This window comes from Afipia sp. OHSU_II-C1, assembly GCF_000497575.1.
Taxonomy (GTDB): Bacteria; Pseudomonadota; Alphaproteobacteria; order Rhizobiales; family Xanthobacteraceae; genus Afipia.
In genome coordinates this window covers 79,934-104,047 of record NZ_APJI01000002.1, presented here as the reverse complement: position 1 = coordinate 104,047, position 24,114 = coordinate 79,934, and the positions used below count along the sequence as shown (strand labels likewise).

Below are 24,114 nucleotides of genomic sequence, written 5' to 3'. Positions count from 1 at the left end.
CATGAGCACGTCTAATATCAAGTTCAGGACCGGGTCGAAGGAATCGCCGACGGAGCCTTTCAAGCGCGCGGTGACGTCCGCTTTGCGGGCCATCGCCAAGCAGCCTGAACTTGAAGTGACGTTTGCCGCCGAACGTCCGGGCCTCTCGCCCGGCAAGGCGCGGCTCCCTGAACCGGCGCGAAAACTGACACGCAAGGACGCCGCCATCGTGCGCGGCCATGCGGATTCAATTGCACTGCGGATCGCCTGTCACGATCCGAAGGTTCACCGCAAGCTGGTGCCGGGCAATCCGCAGGCGCGCGGCGTGTTCGATGCCGTCGAGCAGGCCCGCGTCGAGGCCATCGGCGCCAAGCGGATGAGCGGCGTCGCCAAGAACCTCACCGCGATGCTCGACGATCATTTCCATCGCGGCAAATACGACGAGATCACCGACCGCGCCGATGCGCCGCTGGCCGATGCGCTGGCGATGATGGTGCGTGAACGGCTGACCGGCCAGGCGCCGCCGGTGGCCGCGCGCAAGATGGTCGATCTCTGGCGGCCGATCCTCGAAGACAAGATCGGTGCGCGTCTCGACCGATTGAAGGAGTTCACCGAAGATCAAACACGCTTCGGCGATGTGGTTCACGATCTGCTGGACGCACTTGAGCTCGGCGACGAAAGTAACGCCGATCAGGACGAGGACGACAGTCAGGACGAGAATCGCGACGGCGAGAAGGACCAGTCCGGTGCGGACGGCTCGCCCGACAGCGAAGCCGCCGAGGAGATGAGCGCCGACCAGTCGCAATCCTCCACCGAGGAGATGTCCGAGAACGCGATGGAGAGCGCGCAGGCGTCCGCCAGCGATGCGTTCGACGACAACGAAATGGGCGAGGACGAGACGCCGGGTGAAGCGCATCGGCCGCCGGGCCGCGGCGCCAACGAGCCGCGCGGGCCGGAATATCATGCCTTCGCGCCGAAATTCGACGAGGTGGTCTCGGCGGAAGATCTCTGCGAGCATGACGAACTGGAGCGGCTGCGCAGCTATCTCGACAAGCAGCTCGCGCATCTGCAGCACATCGTCGCGCGGCTCGCCAATCGCCTGCAGAGAAAGCTCATGGCGCAGCAGAACCGCGCCTGGGACTTCGATCTCGAGGAAGGCATTCTCGATCCGGCGCGGCTGTCGCGTGTGGTCACCGATCCGTTCCATCCGCTGTCGTTCATGCACGAGAAGGAAGCGACCTTCCGCGACACGGTGGTGACGCTGCTGCTCGACAATTCCGGCTCGATGCGCGGCCGGCCCATCACGGTAGCTGCGACCTGCGCCGATATTCTGGCGCGGACGCTGGAGCGCTGCGGCGTCAAGGTCGAGATTCTCGGCTTCACCACGCGGGCGTGGAAGGGCGGTCAGTCGCGCGAGGCGTGGCTGGCGGCGGGCAAACCCGCCAATCCGGGCCGCCTCAACGATCTGCGGCACATCATCTACAAGTCGGCGGACGCGCCCTGGCGGCGTGCGCGCAAGAACCTTGGCCTGATGATGCGCGAGGGCCTGCTCAAGGAAAACATCGACGGCGAAGCGCTCGACTGGGCGCACAAGCGCCTGCTCGGGCGCTCGGAGCAGCGCAAGATCCTGATGATGATTTCGGACGGCGCGCCGGTCGACGACTCGACGCTATCGGTCAATCCGGGCAACTATCTCGAGCGGCATCTGCGCCACATCATCGAAGAGATCGAGACCCGCTCGCCGGTCGAACTGATCGCGATCGGTATCGGCCACGACGTGACGCGCTACTATCGCCGCGCCGTCACCATCGTGGATGCGGAAGAACTCGGCGGCGCCATCACCGAGAAGCTGGCTGAGCTTTTCACCGAGACTCATACTGAGGCTCCGACGCCGCGCCGCCGCAGACTGCATTCCTGAGCCGATGACCAACGACCTCAGCCGCCGGCGGTTTCTGAGGAACGCCATGGCGGCGCTTCCGGCCGGGATGATTGGCGGCGGCGCGGAGTTCGCCCACGCGCAGACGTCTTCGCTTGTGGTCAATGCCCGCAGGATCGAATCGTTCGATCCGCGCGATGCGTCCCACATCCGCTATGGTGCGCTGGAATTCCGCAGCGGGCTGGTGCTGACCTCGCCGTTCCGCGGCTTCGGCGGCCTGTCCGGACTGCGGCTCGACAAGAAGGGCGAACAGTTCATTGCCCTGAGCGACAAGGGGAGCTGGTTCACCGGCCGGATCACTTATCGCGGCAAGGTCATGACGGGCCTTTCCGACGTGAAGTCCGCGCCGATGCTGGACAGCGACGGCAGGAAAATCACGGCGCGAGGCTGGTTCGACACCGAGTCGCTCGCGCTTGATGGATCGACGCTCTATGTGGGTCTTGAGCGCGTCAATCAGATTCTGCGGTTCGATTTCAGCAGAGGTGGCGTGCGCTCGCGCGGCGAGGTCGTGCCGGTGCCGCCCGAAATTGGCAAGCTGCCGTTCAACAAGGGGCTCGAGGCGCTTGTGTTCGTGCCCAAGGGTCAGCCGCTTGCGGGAACGCTAATCGCGATTTCCGAACGCGGGCTCGATCCATCGGGAAACATTTTATGCTTTCTGATCGGCGGGCCTTCACCCGGACAGTTCACGGCAAAGCGCACCGGCAATTTCGACATCAGCGATGCGGTTCTGCTGCCGTCCGGCGATCTGTTGCTGCTGGAGCGGAAGTTCTCGCTGCTGGAAGGCGTTGGCATCCGCATCCGGCGCATTCCCGCCAAATCCATCGTTCCGGATGCGGTGATCGATGGGCCGACGATTTTCGAGGTCGATCTCGGATACGAGATCGACAACATGGAAGGTATCGATGTGCATGTCGCCGACGATGGCGCGACGGTGCTGACGATGGTGTCCGACGATAATTTCTCGATGATCCAGCGCACGCTGCTGTTGCAGTTCACGCTGGTCGAGGAGTGATTGTTATCGTCCACCGCGCTCGCGTCTTCTTCGTCATTGCGGGCGAAGCTAAGCAATCCACTCTTTGAAAAAGAAAGAAATGGATTGCTTCGTCGCTACGCTCTTCGCAATGACGGTGTCTGGCCTCGCACGAAAACAAAAAAGGCCGGGTCGAAACCCGGCCTTTTTGAAATCTAAAATTGCGGATCGAAGGATCAGCTCGCAGCGGCGAGCTTCTTCTTTTCGATCTGGCGCTTCAGCTCGACTGCCTTCGGCGACAGGTCGCCGCTGTTGGCCTTGAGCAGGAACGCGTCGAGACCGCCGTTGTGGTCGACCGACTTCAGCGCGTTGGTCGAGACGCGCAGGCGCACGTTGCGGCCCAGCGTTTCCGAAATCAGGGTGACGTTGCACAGGTTCGGCAGGAACCGGCGCTTGGTCTTGTGGTTCGAGTGGCTGACCTTGTGGCCAACCTGAGGGCCCTTGGCCGTCAATTCGCAGCGCCGAGACATCGTGTAATCCTTTGGCGAAACCTAGTGTCGCCCCGGACCGCCCAAAGGGGTCACGTGGGGGTTTAAACCGTCCATTTCAGGAACGGCGGAGCTATAAGGGGCTGGCGGCCCAGCGTCAAGGTTGAGAGGCGATTTCAGCGGCTTTTCTGCGCGCCAGGGGGCAGGTCGCGGCGGCAGGAAATGACGATTTTCCCCGTCAAACCAGTGATTTCCTAACATATAATCGACGTAATCCGTGACCAGACAGATATCTGAGGCTATCGATACGACTTTCGCGGCCTATTCGGGAACAAGTCCCGCAGACGCTGCGCCCGGTGGCTCCGGTCAATCGCTGGTCAGCAGGATTTCGTCGGCAATGCCCCGGTTCCCAAAGCTTTCTTGGATGCTCTCCCGGACCGCCCAAAACCAGCTTTGTCTGGGTGTTGTGGCCGTCGTGGCTCCATTGGCGATGTCTGCCAGCCCGGCCAGCGCTCAGGGCCGTCTGGACGCCAAGTATGAAGCAACGCTCGCGGGCCTTCCGATCGGCAAGGGCGCCTGGGTCGTCGACGTCGCCGAGGATCAGTATTCGGCAGCCGTCAGCGGCGCCACCACGGGGCTGATGAAATCCATCGGCGGCGGCAATGGCACCGGCACCTCGCAGGGGCGGATCACGGCCGGCCAGTTTGCTCCACTGAGCTACATTTCGACGGTCAACTACGGAAAGAAGGCTGAGGTCATCCGCATTACGCTCGGCGGCGGCAATGTCAAAGATTCGTCCATCGAGCCGGTGCCGGATGAAAATCCGGACCGGATTCCGGTCACTGACGTGCATCGCCGCAATGTCCTCGATCCGATGACAGGCGCGCTGCTGAAAGTTGCGGGCACCGGCGATCCGGTCGGCCCGGAGGCCTGCCGCAAGACGCTGTCGGTGTTCGACGGCAGGATGCGCTACGATCTGCGTCTCGATTACAAGCGGATGGAAACGGTCAAGGCCGAGAAGGGCTATCACGGCCCCGTCGTGGTCTGCGCGGTCTACTTCACCCCGATCGCCGGCTACGTTCCCGATCGCGCCTCGATCAAGTACGTCGCCGCCCAGCGCAACATGGAAATCTGGTTCGCGCCCATCGCCGGAACGCGGGTGCTGGCGCCCTTCAGAATTACGATTCCGACACCGCTCGGCACCGGCATGATCGAGGCGACGGAATTCATTTCGGCGCAAAAGACCGCCAAGACGAACTGATCAAGACGAGCGCCCGATCCGGCAGCGCCGCGATTCAGGAACGAATCTCACCGTGAATCGTGTTGACTCTCCGGCCAATCCGATTCGACTCCGGATTTAACGATTTTATCCCGATCGCGGCATGCGAGGAGTAACTTCAAACCCCATATAGTATCGCCGGTCACCAGATTGTGCGACATGTTGAGGCCATATCGCCTGCTACGCCGAGAGTCAGCGATTCGGGCTTCTTTCGTTCCTTACCCGTTCCAAAGCTTAAGTTGCGGCACGAAAAGCGTCGCATTGTGAGACACTTCTTTCAAACTTGCTGCGGCGTCCGCGTCGTGTGCGTCATGCGGACCTCTCGAAATGCCTCTGTCGTCTTCCGTTCCGCTGTTTTCCAATGAGCGCGCCCCCGGAGCCGGTGTTACGGCGGTGCTCGGCCCGACCAACACCGGCAAGACCCATCTCGCCATCGAGCGGATGCTGGCCCATTCGTCGGGCATCATCGGCCTGCCGCTGCGCCTGTTGGCGCGCGAGGTCTACAACAAGATCGCAGTACGAGCCGGCGCAGGCGCGGTCGCGCTCATCACCGGCGAAGAAAAGATCAAGCCGCCTCACGCGCGCTACTGGGTCTCCACCGTCGAGGCGATGCCGCGCGATCTCGATGTGTCGTTTCTGGCGGTGGATGAAATCCAGATCGCGTCTGACCTTGAGCGCGGCCACGTCTTCACCGACAAGATTCTGAACCGGCGCGGGCGAGACGAAACCCTCTTGCTCGGCGCGGCGACGATGCGGCCGATCATCGAGCGGCTGCTGCCCGGTGTGAACATCGTCACCCGGCCGAGGCTGTCGCAGCTTGAGTTTGCAGGCGACCGCAAGATCACCCGGCAGCCGCGGCGAACTGCGATCGTCGCGTTCTCGGCGGATGAAGTCTACGCCATCGCCGAACTGATCCGGCGTCAGCATGGCGGCGCTGCCGTTGTGCTGGGCTCGTTGTCGCCGCGCACCCGCAATGCGCAGGTGGACATGTTCCAGTCCGGCGACGTCGATTATCTCGTCGCCACCGATGCTGTCGGCATGGGCCTCAATCTCGACGTCGATCACGTGGCTTTCGCCTCCGACCGCAAGTACGACGGCTATCAGTTTCGCCGCCTGACGCCGTCCGAGTTTGCACAGATCGCGGGCCGCGCCGGCCGTGCGACACGCGACGGCACGTTCGGCACCACGGGCCGCTGCGCGCCGTTCGAGCCGGAACTGGTCAATGCACTGCAGAATCACACCTTCGACAGCGTGAAAATGTTGCAGTGGCGGAACACGCGGCTGGATTTCTCCTCGCTGGGCGCGCTCCAGGTCTCGCTGGCGCTGACGCCGAACCACGAGGCTCTGACCCGCGCGCCGATCGCGGAGGACATCCGCGTGCTCGATCACGCCGCGCGCGATGAGGACGTTCGCGACATGGCCAGGGGCGCCGACGCCGTGGAACGGCTCTGGGAGGCCTGCCAGATTCCCGATTATCGCAAGCTCTCGCCAGCCGCCCACGCCGAACTTGTCACCACGCTGTATGGGTTCCTGATGCGGAAGGGCCGGATCCCGGACAACTGGTTCGAGGCCCAGATCGCGCAAACCGACCGCACAGACGGCGATATCGACACATTATCGGCCCGGATTGCGCAGATACGGACCTGGACTTTCGCGGCAAATCGTCCCGATTGGCTGGTGGGCCCCGAGCGCTGGCAGGGAATTGCCCGCGCCGTCGAGGATAAATTGTCGGATGCCCTGCATGAAAGGCTAACTGAGCGTTTCGTTGATCGCCGGACCAGTGTATTGATGCGGCGCTTGCGGGAAAACACGATGCTGAATACTGAGATTGGGAAGACGGGCGAAGTGATCGTAGAGGGCCATATGATTGGCCGTCTCGACGGATTCATGTTCGCGCCAGAGTCCGCCGAGGCGGGCTCCGATGCGAAGGCCTTGCAGGCCGCGGCGCTCAAGGCGCTGGCCGGCGAAATCGATGCGCGCGCTGAAAAGCTTTCAAAGGCACCGGACGAACAGTTCGTGCTGGCGTCCGACGGAACGCTGCGCTGGACCGGCGACGCCGTCGCCAAGCTTGTTGCGGCCGACGATGCGTTGCATCCGCGTATCCGCATCATTGCGGACGAACGGCTGACCGGTCCGTCACGCGAGGCCGTGCAGACGCGGCTCGATCTGTGGCTGAAGACGCATATCGAAAAGATTCTCGGGCCGATGTTCGAGCTGTCGAAGGCCGAGGATGTCACCGGGATCGCGCGCGGCATTGCCTTCCAGCTGATCGAGGCGCTCGGCGTGCTGGAGCGGCCGAAGATCGCCGCCGAGATGAAGGATCTCGATCAGCCGTCGCGCGCAAGCCTGCGCAAGTACGGCGTGCGTTTCGGCGCCTATCATATTTTCCTTCCCGCACTGCTGAAGCCCGCCGCGCGCGGTCTTGCATCGCTGTTGTGGGGTCTGAAGCGCGACAATGTCGACTGGTCGGCATTGACCGGTGCGCAGCATCTGGCGGCGAGCGGGCGCACCTCGTTCCCGGCGGACAAGGCGCTCGATCAGGAGGCCTACCGCACGCTCGGCTACAAGCTGTGCGGCGATCGCGCGGTGCGCGTCGATATTCTCGAACGCCTCGCGGATCTCATTCGTCCCGCGCTGTCGTGGCGTCCCGGCTCGCCCGGTGACAAGCCGGCAGGCGCATTCGATGGCCGCTCGTTCACGGCGACACAGGCCATGACATCGCTCACGGGCTCCGCGGGCGAAGATTTTGCTTCGATCCTGAAGGCTCTCGGCTATCGCATGGAGAAGCGTCCGCCGCTGCCGGAGGTTGTCGCGCCGCCAGTCGCTGCGGACACCGTGGTGGATGCGGCCGCTGAAGCAACCGACACTGTGTCGGCATCCGAAGTTGTCGTGACGGAGCCCGACGTTGTCGCGGCAACGGAGTCGATTGCTGACGTGACGAACGACGCAGCAACGACCGATGCGCCGCCAGCGGCGGATGCATATGCCTCGCGTCTGCCCGAAGTGAATTTCGCCCCGCCGTCGGAAACCTCCGAATCTGTTGCGGAAGCGGCTGTGACCGAGACATCCGAACCGGCTGCTGTGGCCGAAGCCACCGAGACGGCGGCTGTTGAAGCGCCAGCCGGCGAGGCTGCGCCTGATCAGGCCGCCGAAGCGACGGCTCCTGCTGAGCCTGTGCTGGTGGAAGTCTGGCGGCCCGGTGGCCGCTCCGACGAGCGCCGTCCGCGCCATGACCGCAGCCGTTACAAGGGGCCGGATAAATCCGCCGCTCCCGCAGCCGAAGGTGAAGGCGCTGCCGGTGGTGACGAGAAGCGCGAACGTCATGGCCGCCATCGCCGCGACCGCAACAACGAACATCGCCGGCCACGCGGTGACGCTCCGGCGGTTGCTGCGGAAGGCGCGGATGCTGCGCAGGCACGTCCGCCGCGCGAGCACTTCAAGGGCAAGGACCGCAATCAGGAGCGCGGCAAGGGCAAGTTCGACAAGCGTGGCCGTGACGGGCGCAAGGATGATCGCGACCGCGGTGGCGGCTCGCATCGCACTTTCGCGACCAGCGCCGTGCCCCGTGAACGTGACCGTCCCGCCGATCCGAACTCGCCGTTCGCAAAGCTCGCGGCGCTGAAGGAGCAGCTTGCGGGCAACCGCAAGGAATAATTTGGATCGTCAGCGCCTCGACAAGTGGTTGTGGCACGCGCGGATCGTGAAAACCCGCGTCGATGCGGCAGCGCTGGTCGCAAAGGGTCGCGTTCGCATCAATGGTATGCGCCAGACGTCGCCGGGACATGCGGTGAAGGCAGAGGACGTTCTCACCATCGCGCTCGACAGCCGGGTTCGTGTGCTGAAGGTGACCGGATTCGCGGACCGGCGCGGGGATGCGGCCGCCGGGCGCACGATTTACGCCGATTTGCAAACGCCCCCCGAGTAACCAATTGCCTCGAATGACGGGCAGAACTTCCCTTGCGGCGATGCACATCCTGCGCTACGCCAAACCTGAATTTTAGACCTTCCGGAGCCTTGGATGACGTACGTCGTCACTGAAAACTGCATCAAGTGCAAGTACATGGACTGCGTGGAAGTTTGCCCCGTGGATTGCTTCTACGAGGGCGAAAACATGCTGGTGATCCATCCGGACGAGTGCATCGACTGCGGTGTGTGCGAACCTGAGTGCCCGGCTGATGCGATCAAGCCGGATACCGAACCCAGCCTCGAGAAATGGCTGGAGGTGAACGCGGAATACGCCAAGTCCTGGCCGAACATCACCCAGAAGAAGGACGCGCCAGACGACGCCAAGGAATTCGACGGCGTCGAGGGCAAGTTCGACAAATATTTTTCTGCCAATCCGGGCTCCGGCGACTGATCTGGTCTGTCTGCGCGGCCCGAGGCACGGGTAACTTTTAACCCTACCCTGCGATGAGGGCCTCCCGGACGCCGTCCGAGGGGGGCTGCAGGGCATAAATCATTGATTTTTGCGGGAAATGTGCTATTTTGGGCACATTATAGAGCCGAACCCCCTTTTGTCCCCGGCTTAGGACTCGGACGGGTTCCCCGAGAAACCATTTGAACAGGGGCGTGGCGGTTCCACGCATAGGCGCTGTGTCAGACAAATTGCGTCATAAAAAGAACTCCAAAATAAAAGACAAGGGTTCCAAGGATAAGGGCACCAAGAAGGCGTCTGCGATTCGCAGCGCGCCGAAAAAGGATGCTCGCGCATCCGCCCCAACCTCAAAAAACAAAAGAAGCACAATGCCCAACAAAAAAACTGCAAAGCCGTCTGCGAAGGCCCCAGCAAAGTCCGCTGCGAAGCCTGCGAAGACGGTGTCGAAGGCTCCTGTCGCCAAGGCCCCTGTGAAGACCGTTGCGGGCAAGCCTGCCGCGAAGCCGGCTGCCGCCGCGCCGCGCGTGGAGGAGCCGAAGAAGCCGCTGACCCAGCGTCAGGGATTCAAGACCAACGAGTTCGTCGTGTACCCGGCGCATGGCGTCGGCCAGATTCTGGCGATCGAAGAGCAGGAGATCGCGGGCGCGCGGCTCGAGCTTTTCGTCATCAACTTCATCAAGGACAAGATGACGCTGCGGGTGCCGACGGCGAAGGTCGCCAATGTGGGCATGCGCAAGCTGTCGGATCCGTCGCTGGTGAAGCGCGCGCTGGAAACCCTCAAGGGCCGTGCACGTATCAAGCGCACCATGTGGTCGCGCCGCGCGCAGGAATACGAAGCGAAGATCAATTCGGGCGACATCGTCGCGATTGCCGAAGTGGTGCGCGACCTGTTCCGCTCGGAATCCCAGCCTGAGCAGTCCTACAGCGAACGCCAGCTTTACGAAGCGGCGCTCGATCGCCTGTCGCGCGAGATCGCCGTGGTTCAGCATGTGACGGAAACCGAAGCGGTCAAGGAAATCGAATCGAATCTCGCCAAGAGCCCGCGCCGTGGCGCTGCCAAGGCTGATGCCGATGCGGGAGCCGATGCAACTGCTGACGACGCCGACGATAGTGATGGCGACGACTCCGTGTCGGAAGACGAGGCCGCCTGATCGCATCGCGAGCGATTGAATCAAAAGCCCGGCTGCAGAGCCGGGCTTTTTTTTATCGAGAGTCATTTTTGTCAGGACATGATCTTGTCCGAAAACCGGTTCCCACTTTTCCGGATCATGCCTAATCCACGACGATCTTCACACGTTCGCGCGGCTTCACCGTTGAGCGGCTGTCGAATCCGTTGAGAACGCGAAACCGGTCGACCGGGCGGTCGACACCCTGCATCCGGGACGCCAGCGATTCAATCGTGTCACCGGGCTGTACGGTCACGATCTTGATCCGCAGCGGCCGTGCCGCCTGAATCTCGGCCAGCGTCAGACGCCGGAAGGAATTCACCGTTTCGCGGAAGCTGCGGTCGCTTTCCGGTGTTTTCTTCTTCGCTGCGAAAATGAAGCGATAGACATCGCTGCCGAAACGCAGGGCGTAAATCCTGAACTGCCACTGATCGCCGCTGGCCGTCGCGGTCGCGGACGGAAAGCCGTTGATAGTCACATCCTCGGTCGAGGCCTTGTCGACATTCTCCATCCAGCCGGAATTGAGATAGTCGCCAAGCGACTGCTCCGCGGGGACGCGCACCACGTCGAAGCGCATCGCCTGGGTGCCGCCTTCGCGAACCCCGACGACGGCCTGCGCGGTGTTCTCCAGCACGAAGCCGTCCGGCACCTGGAACGTGAAGCCGAGCTTGGGATGCAGGAAGCGGCGTCCGCGCACAAACCCTTCGCTGGGATCTTCGCCATAGACAAGATTGTCGATGGCGGAGAGATAGGCATCGCGGTCGCGTTCGCCGGCTTCCGGCGACGAGTACTGCCGCGCATTGGCCTGCGCATTCTGCACCCGCTCGGGGGTCGCCGGATGCGACGACAGGAAGTCCAGCGAGCGCGGATCGGCGGGCGCACGATTGGCTTTCAGCGCAGCGTTACGCTCCATCGCGGTGAGGAAGCGGGAAGCGCCGAACGGATCGAACTTGGCGCGCGCCGAGATGCCGACGCCGATCCCGTCGGCTTCGAATTCCTGTGCGCGCGAAAAGCTCGCCATCGTCAGCTTGGTCTTGGCCAGCGCCAGCGCGTTCATATCGGGGTCATTGCCCATGTCGGCGACGACGCGGGTGACGACGGCGGCCTGCTTGGCCTGGTCTTCGCGGATCGCCGCATGCTTGGCGAGTACATGCGCCATTTCGTGGGCGAGCACCGATGACAATTCCGATGTATCGCTGGCGAGCGCGATCAGGCCGCGCGTGACATAGAGCTGCCCGGTCGGAAGCGCGAAGGCGTTGACCGCGCCGGAATTCAGGATGGTCACCTTGTAGGTGAGATCAGGCCGCTCGGAGGCCGCGACAAGGCGATCGACGGTCTTGGTGATCAGGGCTTCCAGCCGCGGATCGTCATACGATCCGCCGTAGGACGAGAGAATGCGGCTGTGTTCGCGCTCGGTGGCCGGCGTCTGGGCCGCGGGCTTGTTCGGCTTGACCGGAGCGAACCCCGGACTGGATGCGGTCTGGAACCGGCCGAGGTCGCCGCAAGCGCCCAACGCCAATGACGCGCACAGCGTAGCCGCCGCGAAAACACGGTTGAGGTTCCTCGCCTCGCGTTGGTTCGCAGGTGTTGCCACGCCGCTATTTGCCCTCGTCCCTCGGTATCGCGTCCTTCGCGGCCACATTAGCCTCAGAAATCAACTCGATCTGCCCCACGTGAGTGACCTCAATCCTTGGGCCGCCACGCTTCTCGATCCAGCCTCGAACCTGAATTCTCTTGTTTTTCAGAGACTTAAGGTCGATCCCGGCGCCTTCCAGCGACGGCATCATGCGCCTTGAAATAGTCACGGCAAAGTCCCGTGTCCATCGCCGGCCGAAATTGACATAAAATACCGTCCCGGCGAGACGGGCCGACGAAACCGTCCCCTCCACCACGGCAAACCGTCCAATTCCAGCCAAAATATCGTCGGTGCTTTCCGCGTTTTTTAAGGCAGCCAGATTGGCCCAAATGCCGCGCCTTGCAGCGCGGGCGGAGGCCTCGGCGGCAAGCAGCACAGCGGAACACGCCTTGTCCGCCGCAGAGGGAGACGCCAGCGCTTCGCCGCGTGCCAGAAGTTCGGATTGAAGGGGAGTCTCCGAACCTTGCAGAAAGACGAAGGCGGCCTGACGGCCGTAGCGATCCGGCCTGTCATCGGAGCCGTGCAATGTGACATCGCGGCCGTTGATCAGCGAAGCCAGCACTTCCTTGCCGCGAGCGGCTGTTTCTCCTGCCGGCTCGATTCCGGCGAGACGCACCTCACGCCCGTCATCGAGACGGAATGTGCGGATGTCGAACACGTCGCTGACGCGGCCGTCACCTTGGCGAGCGAACTCGCATGCGGCGTGAAGCGAGCCGCTGCTCGCGATCAGCAGCAGCGCGCAGCAAAAGGTGATCGGAATGCGGCGGTTCATCTCCACGCTGTCAGGCCTTGCGGGCACGCCGAAGCGGACTCGGCACCAAACCAGTTTCGACCTGCGGAATGTGTTGCGGCTTGCCGATGTGAGTCAAGTGTGCGCGCATGTTGCCCGGCGGCATTTGCATGGCCGGTTGCTTGCTGCCCTGTCAGGGTTGCGCCATGATGAAAGCAATCAAAGATGTCGCCCGCGAAGGCGCGTCATCGATCACGGGAGACAACATTGAAGAAAATTCTCGCAGCCCTTTTCTCGTCCGCATTTGTGCTCACCTCGGGCGGCGCAATGGCGCAAGGCAAGCCGCCGCTGAAACTCGGCGCGATCCTCGACATGTCCGGCCTCTATGCCGACATCACGGGCCTCGGCAGCGAGACCGCCGCGAAAATGGCGGCGGAGGATTTCGGCGGTGAAGTGCTGGGCCGCAAGATCGAGATCATCGCGGCGGATCATCTCAACAAAGCCGATCTGTCGTCGAGCATTGCGCGCGACATGTTCGACAATCAGGGCGTTGAGGCGATTGTCGACGTTGCAGCGTCCGCTACTGCGCTCGCCGCCAATGAAATCGCCAAGGCACGCAACAAGATCATCATGTTCAACGGTCCGGGCTCCATCCGCCTGACGAACGAGGCCTGCGGCCCCTACACGGTCCACTACGTGTTCGACACATTTGGGCAGGCCAACTCGACAGGCCTCGCTGCCGTGAAGGCGGGACTCGACACATGGTTTTTCCTGCAGGCTGACTACGCGTTCGGGCAGGATCTGGAAAAGGACACATCCGCCGTCGTGACCAAGATGGGCGGCAAGGTGCTTGGCACCGTCAAGCATCCGCTGAACACCTCGGACTTCTCGTCGTTCCTGCTGCAGGCGCAGAGCTCAAAGGCGAAGGTGATCGGCCTCGCCAATGCAGGCGGCGATACCATCAATGCCATCAAGCAGGGTGCGGAATTCGGCCTGATGAAGGGCGGACAGAAGATGTCGCCGCTGTTGGCTTTCATCACTGACATCGACAGCATCGGGCTTGAGACCGCGCAGGGCCTCGTGCTGGCAGAAGCCTGGTACTGGGATTTGAACGACGACACCCGCGCTTTCACCAAGCGTTTCCAGGAACGCGTCAAACGCGTGCCGACCTCCGCGCAGGCCGGCGTCTATTCCTCGGTGCTTCACTATCTCAAGGCGGTGAAGGAAGCAGGCACCACGGACTCGGCTGCTGTGATGAAGGTCATGAAGTCGACCCCGATCAACGACATGTTCGCCAAGGGCGGCAAGATCCGCGAGGACGGCCGCATGATTCACGACATGTATCTGTTCGAGGTGAAGAAGCCGTCGGAATCGAAGGCGCGCTGGGACGACTACAAGCTGCTCGCCACCATTCCGGGCGATCAGGCGTTCCAGTCGCTGGACGCGTCGCGCTGTTCGTTCATCAAGAAGTAACGTTGTTGCAAGCGCCGGCTGAGGCCGGCGCTTGTCCTCTGTTCAGCACAGGAAAATCCCCATGAGCGGAACCGTTCTGCAAAGCCTCGACCGTGGTCTTCTGACCATCACCATGAACCGGCCCGATCGCCGCAACGCGATCAATGCGGAGATGTCGGCAGACCTGATCGAGGCGGCGCGGCGGGCGGCGGACGATACCGAGGTTCGTGCGGTGCTGCTGCGCGGCGCCAACGGCACGTTCTGCGTCGGCGGCGACGTCAAATCGATGGCCGAGAACAAGACGACGCTGTCATACGAGGTGAAGCGCGCCAATCTGCGCCGGGGTATGGAGATCTCGCGGCTGTTGCATGAATTGCCGAAGCCGGTCGTCGCGCAGATCGACGGCGCGGCGGCGGGAGCGGGTCTCTCCATCGCGCTGTCCTGCGATCTGCGCGTTGCGGGGGCGTCTGCGAAAATCACGACGGCCTTCGCCAAGGTCGGCTTTTCCGGCGACTACGGCGGAACGTATTTCCTGACCCAGATGCTCGGCAGCGCCAAGGCGCGCGAGTTGTATCTCATGTCACCGGTGCTTACGGCGCAGGAGGCGCTGGCTCTCGGCATGGTCACCAAGGTCGTGCCGGACGCGGAGGTTGCCGATGCCGCGACGGAGCTTGCAATGTCGCTGGCGCAGGGGCCGACCGTGACGCTCGGCTACATCAAGCGCAACATCAACAATGCCGAACATCTCTCGCTCGAAGCCTGCTTCGATGCCGAGGCTGCGCATCATACCCGCTGTGGCGAAACGGCAGATCACCAGGAAGCCGCGAAGGCCTTCATGGAAAAGCGCGCCGCGGTGTTCAAGGGGCACTAGCCATAAAAAATCGAAGCGGGAGTGAGCGCGAATGACGGACGCGACGAGGCTGCGGCAGATATGTCTCGTCGCGCCGCAGCTTGAGCCGGTGGTTGGCGACATCGCCGCCATCATGGGGCTGACGGTCTGTTATCGCGATCCAAATGTCGCCCGCTACGGTCTGGAAAACGCGCTGCTTCCGGTCGATACAATTCTGCTTGAAGTGGTGGCCCCGTTTCAGGGCGGCACGGCTGCGGGCCGCTTTATCGAAAAGACCGGCGGGCATGGCGGTTACATGGCGATCTTCTCCTGTGCCGATCCGCGCGAGCGGCAGAAGAATGCCGGAGAGGTCGGCGTGCGAACCTCTCATGTCATCGATCGGCCGCCGTATCTCGGCGTTCAGCTTCACCCGCGCGATTGCCGCGCGGCGTTCATCGAGTTCAATCACACCAGTGGCAGCGACAACATTCGCGGCGCCTATCCACCGGCCGGGCCCGACTGGAACAAGGCGATCCGCGGCGATGTGACGACTGCGCTGACCGAGGTCGTGCTGACGAGTCCCGATCCGCGCGGGCTCGCCGATCACTGGGGCCGGATCATCGGAATCTCTGCGGTGGGAGCGGACATCACGCTGCCCAATTGCAGGATTCGTTTTACCCAAGGTGGCAACGAGATCATGAGCGCGCTGACGTTTCGTGTCCGCGATCCCGCCGTTGTGCTTCATGCCGCGCAGGCGAGGGGATACGCCATCGCCGTAAATTCGTTTCGTATCGGCGGCGTCGATTTTCGTATCACCGCCTGAGACAAGACGTGACAAAGCATCCGCTGGATACATTCTTTTCACCAGGCAGCATCGCAATCATCGGCGCGTCGCGGGACGACAAGAAAATTCCCGGTCTGCTGCTGACGTTCCTGCGCCGAAACGGATTCGCTGGCGAAATATTCCCGATCAATCCGGCCTATGACAGCATCTGCGATCTCGGATGTTTTGCATCGGTCGCCGCGATCGGAAAGCCGGTCGATCTCGCCATTGTCATCATTCCGGCGCGGGCGGTGCTCGGCGCGTTGCTGGAATGCGCGGCGGCAGGTGTGAAGAATGCGATTGTGATCTCGTCAGGGTTCGCGGAAGAGGGTGGTGAGAGCGCCGGCATGCAGGCCGAGATTGCCGAACTCGCAAAACGCACCGGCATGCGCATCTCCGGGCCGAACGCCGAGGGTTTCTACAACGAGCCGCAGCGTATCGCGGCGACGTTCAGCCCGACGGTCGATGTCAGGCCGGACGCGCCGCGGCTGCTGGCAAGCCAGCGCCGTGTCGGCATCGTTGCCCAAAGCGGCGGCATCGGATTTGCGATCTACAATCGCGCCAAGGCGATGGGCGTCGCTGTCAGCAAGGTCATCAGCACCGGTAACGAGTCCGATCTCGCCGCCGGTGAATTCCTCGACTATCTGGTTCAGGATGACGCGACCGACGTCATCCTGATGTTCATCGAAGGCATTCGCGATCCGCAGATGTTCGCGGCCGCGGCGCGGCGTGCGGCGGAGACCGGCAAGCCGGTGATCGTGATCAAGGTCGGCCGCTCGGGTGCGGGTGAGCGGGCCGCGGCCTCTCATACCGCGAGCCTAGCCGGATGGACGGCCGCTTACGATGCGGTGTTCGCCAAATACGGCTTTGTCGTTTGCAACGATCTTGATGAGGCGGTGGCGATCGCGGCAGCATTCGCGGCGGCGCCGCTGCCGCGCGGCGACCGCCTGGCCGTTGTCACTGTCTCGGGCGGCGCGGGAGCCTGGGTCGCGGATGCGCTTGCGGGCGAGGGATTGCAGATTCCGGAGCTCGCCGCATCGATGCAGGAAAAAGTGCGCGCACTGATCCCGTCCTATGGTTCGGCGCGCAACCCGGTCGATATCACCGCGCAGGCGGTTCATAGCGGCGGATTGCAGAAGGTGATCGAACTGCTGGAGCAATCGAGCGATATCGATGCCATCGTCGTCGTGGTGTCGCTCGCCAGCGAGACGCGCATTCCTGTCAAGGCGGATGAAATCAAGCCGCTGATCGATGCACAGCGCAAGCCGATCCTGTTTTTCACTTACACCTTGCCGTCGCAGTTCGCGCGGACGGAACTGGCTGCTTCCGGGATTGTGGCCTTCTCCGGCATCACGTCGCTGGGGCGGGCCGTGAGCCAGCTTGTGAAGCGGAGCCGGTACGCACTCGCACCACAGGTGGAGGCCCATCCGTCGCGATTGGAGACGCCTGTGCCCGGGCGTCTGTCCGAGCATGAAAGCAAGGCGCTGCTGCGTAACGCCGGCATCGATGTGCCGCAGGAAATTCTGGTGCGGGACAAGGCCGCGCTCGCTGCGGCGCTCTCGACGACGGGTTTTCCGGTGGCGATGAAAATCCAGTCGCGTGACATTCCGCACAAGAGCGAAGCCGGCGGTGTGCAGGTGAACATCCGCGATGCCGATGAGGCTGCGGTAGCCTATGACGCACTGATCGGAAACGCGCGGCGGTTCAATTCCGTGGCCGGTATTCAGGGCGTGCTGGTGGGTCCGATGGCCGGGCAGGGCGTCGAGATGATTATCGGCACCATCAACGATCCCACATTCGGCCCCATCATCATGACCGGGCTCGGCGGGATCGCGACCGAATTGTTCAGGGACGTGGTCTATCGGCCCGCGCCGGTGAGCGAAGCGGAAGCCGCCGCGATGGTCGCCGAACTCAAGTCGGCTGCGCTGCTCGACGGATTCCGGGGCGCTGCGAAGGCGGACAAGGATGCACTGATCAAACTGATTGCGCGGATCTCGCTGCTTGCGGCTGAGTTGAAGGACTCTGTCTCGGAGATCGAGATCAATCCGGCGCGCGTGCATGAGGAAGGGAAGGGTGTCACGATCGTCGATGCGCTGATTGCAGGAAAAGCGGCGTCAGCGGGCTGATGGCGCGCGCAAGCATCATCGCGCATCTGCCATTCCTGCGCCGGATCGGATCAAAAATCGCTGTTCCGGCCGGAATTTGGCCGCTAGGTTGCGGCCCACAACGACAGCCTCGCAAGAAGGACAACAGATGGCCAAGGATGGATTGACGGCAATTGTAACGGGCTCGGCCTCGGGTCTTGGCGCGGCATCTGCCGCTTTGCTGGCAAAGCAGGGTGCGAGGCTGGTCATCAATTATTCGTCGAGCCAGAAGGAAGCCGAGCAGACAGCCGATGTGTGCCGCCGCGCCGGTGCAGAGGTTGTGGTCGTGCAGGGCGATGTGTCGCGCGACGAGGATTGCAAGAAGATCGTTGCCGCGGCCGCGCCGTGGGGCCGGCTCGACGCCCTGATCAACAATGCCGGCATGACCAAGCATGTCGATCACGGCAATCTCGATGGCCTGTCCGCCGAGGATTTCCAGCGCATCTATGCGGTGAACAGCATCGGTCCGTACCAGATGATCCGCGCGGCGCGCGCGTTGCTGGAGGCGGGCGCCAAGCACGCCGACCGCAGCTCGTCGGTGGTGAATATTTCGTCGATCGCGGGTATCGCCGGTATCGGTTCGTCGGTGGCCTATGCGGCGAGCAAGGGCGCCCTGAACACCATCACGCTGTCGCTGTCGCGTGCGCTCGCGCCTGTGATCCGTGTCAACGCGGTCTGTCCCGGATATATCGATACGCCGTGGTTCACCAAGGGCCGCGGCGCCGACCAGGCAGCGAAGGTTCGCCAGACGGTGATGGAACAGGCGCCGCTCCACATCGCGACCACGGCAGAGGATGTTGCCGAACTCGTGTGTTTTCTCGCGAGCCCGGCGTCACGCAGCATGACCGGAGAGATCGTGCGTATCGATGCCGGCGTGCATCTGGGCCCTGCGCTCCTGCCCAAGCGGATCTGAGCGCAGAACGCCAGCCGCTCAGACCTTGTTGCCGGGATCGGAGACGACGCCGCGCGCCACCAGCCGGTTCCAGATGAACAGCACCACCAGGGCTCCAATGGTGGCGGTGATGAATCCGGCGCCCTGGTTCGGACCGTAGTGGCCGATCGCCTGACCGATGAAGGTCGCCAGAAATGCGCCGGCGATGCCGAGGACCATCGTCAGGATGAAGCCTGTCGGATTATTTGGCCCCGGTGATAAAAGCCGTGCAAGAAAACCCGCGACCAGTCCGACGATGAGAACATAAAGCATTGCTGGTGTCCTTCGTGCTGAAATTCAAAGAGCCGCTTGTCGGTCGGCGTGGAGCGAACAATCGCTCCACGCGGTCGTGATGCCGGTCAGATCCAGCGCGAGGCTTCTTTTTCGGTCGGAAGCCGTCCATCCGGCGTCAGCTGATTGATGACATCAGGCAACTGCCTGGCAAGACCCGCCAGCAGCTCGTCGCGTGACAGGCCGGTCTGTGATGTCAGCGTGCTGATCTGATCCGCACCGAGCGCGGAGGCGAGATCACCGGGGGAGATCTGCTTGTTGGGACCGGCGCTGACCCATGAGTTGGCGGTCTCGGTATGGCCTTTTTCCTGAAACTGCTTGAGCAGATCGTTCAGTCCGCCGCTCAGGACGCTTCCTGCTGCGCCGCCTGCCAGCAATCCGCCGAGAGCCCCTCCGAGCGGACCCTTCATCAGGTCGCCGAGTCCGCCGCCAAGACTGCCGCCAAGACTACCACCAAGTCCGCCGGTGCTGGCGGTCGTGGTGCCCGGCAACGGGGTTGGTGCAGATGGCGCAGGCGCGTTGGGGCTTGTGCCCTGCTGGCTTCCGCCAAGATGTTTGACCGCCTTGTAGGCAAGAAGGGCAAGGATCGCCATGGTCATTGGCGACATCCCGCCGCTGCTCTGACCCGGTGAGCTTGGTTCACTTGGCCCGCGAGGTCCGTTTTGCATGCCGTTGAGAATGTCGAGCAAACCCATCGTTATCTCCTGTCGAACGCCCGCCCAGCGGAAAGACTAGTGTCCCGCCATGACGGTTACAAGGCAGGGTAGCGGTCGTGCACGCCCTCTGGTATGGAATTGCGAAAGTTTTAAGCGCTCTTGCCGTTCATCTTCGGTAAGAGATTGAGACCGGTCCCGTAGCTCAGCCGGATAGAGCGACGGTTTCCTAAACCGTAGGTCGGAAGTTCGAGTCTTCCCGGGATCGCCAAGTCTTGCCGGTCGCGCGTAAATCGCGCCGTATCCAAATGCCGATGGTACAGAGCAGCGCAATAGCGCTGGCCGATTGACTTTAGATTTCAGGCCGCGCTCGATGCCGGGTCTTCAGCGGCCGGCTCTGTGTTGTTCAACTGAACGCCACTATAGCAGTTGTGAACCTTATGAGACATGCCCGGTCGGCAGCCTCAAGGCGGTATGCGTTTGTCCGCGATGTGTCGCCGGCCCGGCATCGCATGCCGGACTGGCGAGACGTTGTGTGTGCGCCCGTCTTGTGCGGGTTAATCCAGTTTGACGCCGGCCTCGGTCACGACCTTCTGCCAGCGCACGGTTTCCGCGGCCACCATGGTGCCGAACGCCGCCCCTGTAACATCGGGAACGTCGGAGCCGTTGCGCTCCCACGCTTCCTTGATCGCAGCCGTCTGCATCGCCTTCTGCAACTCCTTGGTCATGCGTTCGACGACGGCCGGCGGCGTTTTCTTCGGTGCGAAGACCCCGTACCAGGTCGAGACTTCGTAACCGGGCACGCCTGCTTCCGCGGCTGTGGGCACATCCGGGAACGCCGGCACCCGTTTTGGCGCCGCGACTGCGAGCGCGCGCAACTGCCCGCTGCGGATTTGCGGCGCCGACGAGCCGAGCCCGTCGAACACCAGCGGCACGTGACCGGCGACAAGATCCTGCATCGCCGGGCCCGCTCCGCGATAGGGCACATGCAGAATGCGCGTCTTGGTCACAATCTTGAACAACTCGCCGGCGAGATGATGCGTGGTGCCGGCGCCGGCGGAACCGTAGTTCAGCTTGTCCGGATTGGCGCGAAGATAGGCGACGAATTCCGGCAGCGTCTTGGCGGCAACCTTGTCAGGATTGACCACGATCACCTGCGGCGGCCGCGCGATCAGCGCCACCGGTACGAAATCCTTCTCGAGATTGTAGTCGAGATTGGGATAGATCGCCGGAGCGATGGCGTGATGCGCCGCGCCGACGAAGAAGGTGTAGCCGTCCGGCGCGGCCTTCGATGCCTGCGATGCGCCCACGGTGCCACCGGCGCCGGCGCGGTTTTCGATCAGCACGCGCGTGCCCAGTTGCGTGTCGAGCTGGGCAGCAAGCGGGCGGGCGAAGGCATCGGTGCCGCCGCCGGCCGCGAACGGCACGACAAAGACGATTGGCTTCTCCGGCCATGTCTGGGCCCGGGCCTGATCGGCCACCGCGACAGAGCCCGCCAGGAGTGCAGATAAAGCGTACCAGCCGAATTTCAGGTTCACGTCAGATCCTCCCGGGATTGTTGGATTGCGTCGTCTCTTGGCGACGCTTGGGTGTCGTTACGCAGCAAAATACCGCTCATGTTCCTGCAATGCGTCTCGCCGGACAACGGGACGTTTCGCCGCTGCCCGTGCGCTCCGAGGCGCGCGACTCCGCCCAGATTGGCCTGATGTATGAGGATTTATTGACAATATCATACAGCGCATGCGAGCGTGCGCTGCCGGTTCAGAGATGAGACGTCACACCAAATGTTCGGAATTCTGGGCTTCGGCTTTCTTCTTGGCATGCAGCATGCGTTAGAGGCCGATCACATCGCGGCGGTGTCCAGCATCGCGGCCCGGCGATCGAGCGTCGGTGACATCGTCAAGCATGGGCTGACCTGGGGGCTCGGTCACACCATCACCCTGTTCATGTTCGCCGGCGCGGCAATTCTGCTCGGCCATGCGATCCCCGAACACCTGGCGAGCCCGCTGGAAACCGCGGTCGGCGTCATGCTGGTTGGCCTCGGCGCGCATGTGCTGTGGCGATTGTGGCGCGACCGGGTGCATTTCCATCAGCACCGGCACGGCGACGGCACCGCGCATCTGCATCTTCACAGTCACGCTGCGGATTCCCTTCCTCACACGCGCAGCAGCCACGATCATCGGCATGGTTTCCGATGGCGGTCGCTGCTGGTCGGGCTGATGCACGGCATGGCGGGCTCGGCTGCGCTGCTGGTTCTTGTGGTCACGCAACTCGCCAATCCGGTCTACGGCCTATTTTACGTTCTGCTGTTCGGAATTGGCTCGATGCTGGGGATGGGCGCGCTGTCGACAGTGATTGCGGTGCCGCTGGCTGTTTCCGCGCGATGGCTGACATGGGCCAATCGCGGACTTCAGGCCGCTGTCGGGATTGTCACCATCGGGATCGGCGCGATGACGATCTACTCCACTGCGCTGGCGTAGGGACGTCCATCCTGTCGCGCGGCTTGTCGCCATAGCTGCCGGTGTGCAATGTGCCGGCAAAAGAACAGCCGACGAGGAACGCCTTGCCCCATCGTCACGAAATCTATGCCATCCGCTATGCGACGATGACGGGGCGCCAGCCGCATCAGAATTATCTGACGCCGGATGTCCACAACGAGGGCACCGACCTCGACTATTTCATCTGGCTGATCCGGGGCAAGGGCGGCGACATCCTGGTCGATACCGGCTTCAACGATGTCGCGGCGCGCGAGCGCTCGCGTAACCTGACCATCAATCCGTCCGATGCGCTGGAACGGTTCGGCGTTGCGCCCGGCAGCATTCGCGAGGTCGTGATCACACATCTGCATTACGATCATGCGGGGAATCTCGATCGCTTTCCCAACGCGCGGTTTCACTTGCAGGATCGCGAGATGAGTTTCGCCACCGGCCGCTGTATGTGCCACGGCCTGCTGCGGCATCCGTTTTCCGCGGAAGACGTCACGCTGATGGTGCGCCATGTGTTCAGCGACCGTGTCGTGTTTCATGACGGGGATGACGAGATCGCCCCGGGTGTGACGCTGCATCATGTCGGCGGACACTCGGACGGCCTTCAGGTGGTGCGCGTCGAAACCGAACGCGGCCCCGTGGTGCTCGCCTCCGACGCCGCGCACTATTACGGCAACATGCATCGCCGCAATCCATTTCCGATCGTCTACAACGTCGGCGACATGATGGAGGGCTGGAAGATCGTCGAGCGCCTTGCCGGTCATCCCGACCGTGTCATTCCCGGTCATGATCCCATGGTGCGCGAGCTTTACCCGCAGGCCAGCGACAAGGCCGATGCTGTCGCGCTGCACAAGAATCCGAAACGATCCTTCACCGCCTAGCGCTGCCATCGTCCTCATGACGGGGGAGTGAACAAGCGATCTTGATTGCCCGCCGTGCGAAGGCGTTGATATAAAATGAGCGAGCCCCGCATGGACATCGCCGGCGGATCGGCGAGTCACAAGTGAAACTCGATGCACGGCAGAGACGATCACACCTCAGCAAAGACAGCTTTCGTGTTCGCGGGCGGCGGAAGCTTTGGCGCGATTCAGGTCGGGATGATGCAGGCGCTGGCAGCGCATGGGGTCACGGCCGATCTCGTGGTCGGGTCAAGCGTGGGGGCGATGAACGGCGCTTACTATGCCGGCGCGCCGACACCGGACGGCGTCAAGAAACTCGCGGAGATCTGGCGGGGGCTGACACGGCAGGATGTGTTTCCGGTCTCGGCGCGTTCGTTCGTCAGCTTTCTGTGGCGGCGGGATTTTCTGATCTCGCATGACGGCGTCCGCAAGCTGATCGAGGATCATCTTCCGTACCAGAAGCTGGAAGACTCGATCATTCCGATTCATATCGTCACCACCGACATCGTGACCGGCGAAACTATTGTGCTGTCGGAAGGCTCTGCCGCCGAAGCGATCGTTGCCAGTACGGCCATTCCGGGCGCGTTCGCACCGGTCAGACACAACGACCGTTTTTTGGCCGACGGAGCGATATCGAGCAACACGCCAATCCGGGTTGCCATCCAGAAGGGCGCAAAGCGGCTCATCATCATGCCGACCGGGTTTGCCTGTGCGGGGCAGGACCCGCCGGTCGGCGCGGTTGCAACCGCACTGCACGCGCTGACACTGCTGATCTCGCGGCAGATGACCGCCGAGCTGGAGTATCTGGAGTCGACCATTGACTATTGCGTGGTGCCGCCGCTGTGCCCGCTGGTCGGCTCGCCTTATGACTTCACCCGCACAGACGACCACATCACGCGGGCCGTCAAGAGTACCGAGGAATGGATCGCCGGTGGCGGGCTCGGGAAGGCGGGCATCCCGGGCGAAATGCGTCCGCACCGGCACTGAGTGCGTTCGGCGCGAAGCGCGATTGATATATTGCTCTGCAATATGCCGCAGGCTGACGTT

General features: G+C 62.8%; 21 protein-coding genes and 1 tRNA gene. 16 read left to right on the top strand and 6 right to left on the bottom strand.

Annotation, left to right across the window (positions count from 1 at the left end; all coding sequences use genetic code 11):
- Position 1 precedes the first annotated feature (1 nt).
- Together cobT and I554_RS0101745 are read left to right on the top strand one after the other, a co-directional pair.
- On the top strand, positions 2–1,897 hold the full coding sequence (gene cobT, locus I554_RS0101750; RefSeq protein ID WP_024575489.1) for a cobaltochelatase subunit CobT: 1,896 nt from the start codon (positions 2–4) through the stop codon (positions 1,895–1,897).
- A 4-nt stretch (positions 1,898–1,901) separates the two neighbouring features.
- Positions 1,902–2,927 (top strand): esterase-like activity of phytase family protein, encoded by a 1,026-nt coding sequence (locus I554_RS0101745; protein WP_024575488.1) that lies wholly within the window; start codon positions 1,902–1,904, stop codon positions 2,925–2,927.
- 194 nt (positions 2,928–3,121) lie between these two features.
- On the opposite strand, the gene rpmB is transcribed toward I554_RS0101745, so the two are convergent.
- Positions 3,122–3,415, bottom strand: coding sequence for a 50S ribosomal protein L28 (gene rpmB, locus I554_RS0101740; RefSeq protein WP_006022419.1), 294 nt, complete (start codon positions 3,413–3,415; stop codon positions 3,122–3,124).
- Between the two features lie 382 nt (positions 3,416–3,797).
- Here rpmB and I554_RS0101735 point away from each other — a divergent pair, with 382 nt between their 5' ends.
- The 5 genes from I554_RS0101735 to I554_RS26170 all read left to right on the top strand — a co-directional run bounded on the left by I554_RS0101735 (position 3,798) and on the right by I554_RS26170 (position 10,178).
- A complete protein-coding gene (locus I554_RS0101735) occupies positions 3,798–4,634 on the top strand; it encodes a DUF3108 domain-containing protein (RefSeq protein ID WP_029659419.1) in 837 nt (278 codons plus the stop codon).
- A 345-nt stretch (positions 4,635–4,979) separates the two neighbouring features.
- The gene (locus I554_RS0101730; RefSeq protein ID WP_024575486.1) at positions 4,980–8,306 is read left to right on the top strand and encodes a helicase-related protein; all 3,327 of its coding nucleotides are present in this window, start codon (positions 4,980–4,982) and stop codon (positions 8,304–8,306) included.
- A gap of 1 nt (position 8,307) precedes the next feature.
- Complete coding sequence (locus I554_RS0101725) at positions 8,308–8,577, top strand: RNA-binding S4 domain-containing protein (protein WP_024575485.1); 270 nt, start codon at positions 8,308–8,310, stop codon at positions 8,575–8,577.
- A 93-nt stretch (positions 8,578–8,670) separates the two neighbouring features.
- Positions 8,671–9,009, top strand: a complete 339-nt coding sequence (gene fdxA, locus I554_RS0101720) for a ferredoxin FdxA (protein ID WP_006022415.1) — start codon at positions 8,671–8,673, stop codon at positions 9,007–9,009.
- A 236-nt stretch (positions 9,010–9,245) separates the two neighbouring features.
- Positions 9,246–10,178 carry a CarD family transcriptional regulator gene (locus I554_RS26170; RefSeq protein WP_192817717.1) on the top strand — a complete coding sequence of 311 codons (933 nt, stop codon included), beginning with the start codon at positions 9,246–9,248 and terminating at the stop codon, positions 10,176–10,178.
- A 121-nt stretch (positions 10,179–10,299) separates the two neighbouring features.
- Here I554_RS26170 and I554_RS0101705 read toward each other — a convergent pair whose 3' ends face one another.
- Both I554_RS0101705 and I554_RS0101700 read right to left on the bottom strand, forming a co-directional pair.
- Positions 10,300–11,787, bottom strand: a complete 1,488-nt coding sequence (locus tag I554_RS0101705; protein WP_024575482.1) for a M48 family metalloprotease — start codon at positions 11,785–11,787, stop codon at positions 10,300–10,302.
- Positions 11,788–11,791: 4 nt separating this feature from the next.
- On the bottom strand, positions 11,792–12,628 hold the full coding sequence (locus tag I554_RS0101700; protein WP_029659420.1) for a thermonuclease family protein: 837 nt from the start codon (positions 12,626–12,628) through the stop codon (positions 11,792–11,794).
- A 198-nt stretch (positions 12,629–12,826) separates the two neighbouring features.
- Between I554_RS0101700 and I554_RS0101695 the strand changes: the two genes are divergently transcribed.
- The 5 genes from I554_RS0101695 (at position 12,827) to I554_RS0101675 (ending at position 18,720) form a co-directional block, all read left to right on the top strand.
- Positions 12,827–14,032: an ABC transporter substrate-binding protein gene (locus I554_RS0101695; protein WP_024575480.1), complete on the top strand. Its 1,206-nt coding sequence runs from the start codon at positions 12,827–12,829 to the stop codon at positions 14,030–14,032.
- A gap of 61 nt (positions 14,033–14,093) precedes the next feature.
- Positions 14,094–14,882, top strand: coding sequence for an enoyl-CoA hydratase (locus tag I554_RS0101690; RefSeq protein ID WP_024575479.1), 789 nt, complete (start codon positions 14,094–14,096; stop codon positions 14,880–14,882).
- A 31-nt stretch (positions 14,883–14,913) separates the two neighbouring features.
- On the top strand, positions 14,914–15,663 hold the full coding sequence (locus tag I554_RS0101685; protein WP_024575478.1) for a hypothetical protein: 750 nt from the start codon (positions 14,914–14,916) through the stop codon (positions 15,661–15,663).
- Between the two features lie 8 nt (positions 15,664–15,671).
- Positions 15,672–17,789 (top strand): acetate--CoA ligase family protein, encoded by a 2,118-nt coding sequence (locus I554_RS0101680; RefSeq protein ID WP_024575477.1) that lies wholly within the window; start codon positions 15,672–15,674, stop codon positions 17,787–17,789.
- A 127-nt stretch (positions 17,790–17,916) separates the two neighbouring features.
- The gene (locus I554_RS0101675) at positions 17,917–18,720 is read left to right on the top strand and encodes an SDR family oxidoreductase (protein WP_024575476.1); all 804 of its coding nucleotides are present in this window, start codon (positions 17,917–17,919) and stop codon (positions 18,718–18,720) included.
- An 18-nt stretch (positions 18,721–18,738) separates the two neighbouring features.
- Here I554_RS0101675 and I554_RS0101670 read toward each other — a convergent pair whose 3' ends face one another.
- Complete coding sequence (locus I554_RS0101670; protein ID WP_024575475.1) at positions 18,739–19,011, bottom strand: GlsB/YeaQ/YmgE family stress response membrane protein; 273 nt, start codon at positions 19,009–19,011, stop codon at positions 18,739–18,741.
- An 86-nt stretch (positions 19,012–19,097) separates the two neighbouring features.
- On the bottom strand, positions 19,098–19,724 hold the full coding sequence (locus I554_RS0101665) for a YidB family protein (RefSeq protein ID WP_024575474.1): 627 nt from the start codon (positions 19,722–19,724) through the stop codon (positions 19,098–19,100).
- Positions 19,725–19,876: 152 nt separating this feature from the next.
- Here I554_RS0101665 and I554_RS0101660 point away from each other — a divergent pair.
- Positions 19,877–19,953, top strand: a tRNA-Arg gene (locus tag I554_RS0101660).
- Positions 19,954–20,239: 286 nt separating this feature from the next.
- On the opposite strand, the gene I554_RS0101655 is transcribed toward I554_RS0101660, so the two are convergent.
- Positions 20,240–21,220, bottom strand: coding sequence for a tripartite tricarboxylate transporter substrate binding protein (locus tag I554_RS0101655; RefSeq protein WP_024575473.1), 981 nt, complete (start codon positions 21,218–21,220; stop codon positions 20,240–20,242).
- Positions 21,221–21,466: 246 nt separating this feature from the next.
- Between I554_RS0101655 and I554_RS0101650 the strand changes: the two genes are divergently transcribed.
- The 3 genes from I554_RS0101650 to I554_RS0101640 all read left to right on the top strand — a co-directional run bounded on the left by I554_RS0101650 (position 21,467) and on the right by I554_RS0101640 (position 24,054).
- Positions 21,467–22,162 (top strand): urease accessory protein, encoded by a 696-nt coding sequence (locus I554_RS0101650; protein WP_024575472.1) that lies wholly within the window; start codon positions 21,467–21,469, stop codon positions 22,160–22,162.
- Between the two features lie 83 nt (positions 22,163–22,245).
- Positions 22,246–23,049 (top strand): N-acyl homoserine lactonase family protein, encoded by an 804-nt coding sequence (locus I554_RS0101645; RefSeq protein ID WP_024575471.1) that lies wholly within the window; start codon positions 22,246–22,248, stop codon positions 23,047–23,049.
- Between the two features lie 132 nt (positions 23,050–23,181).
- Positions 23,182–24,054 (top strand): patatin-like phospholipase family protein, encoded by an 873-nt coding sequence (locus I554_RS0101640; RefSeq protein WP_024575470.1) that lies wholly within the window; start codon positions 23,182–23,184, stop codon positions 24,052–24,054.
- The last annotated feature ends 60 nt before the right edge of the window (positions 24,055–24,114 follow it).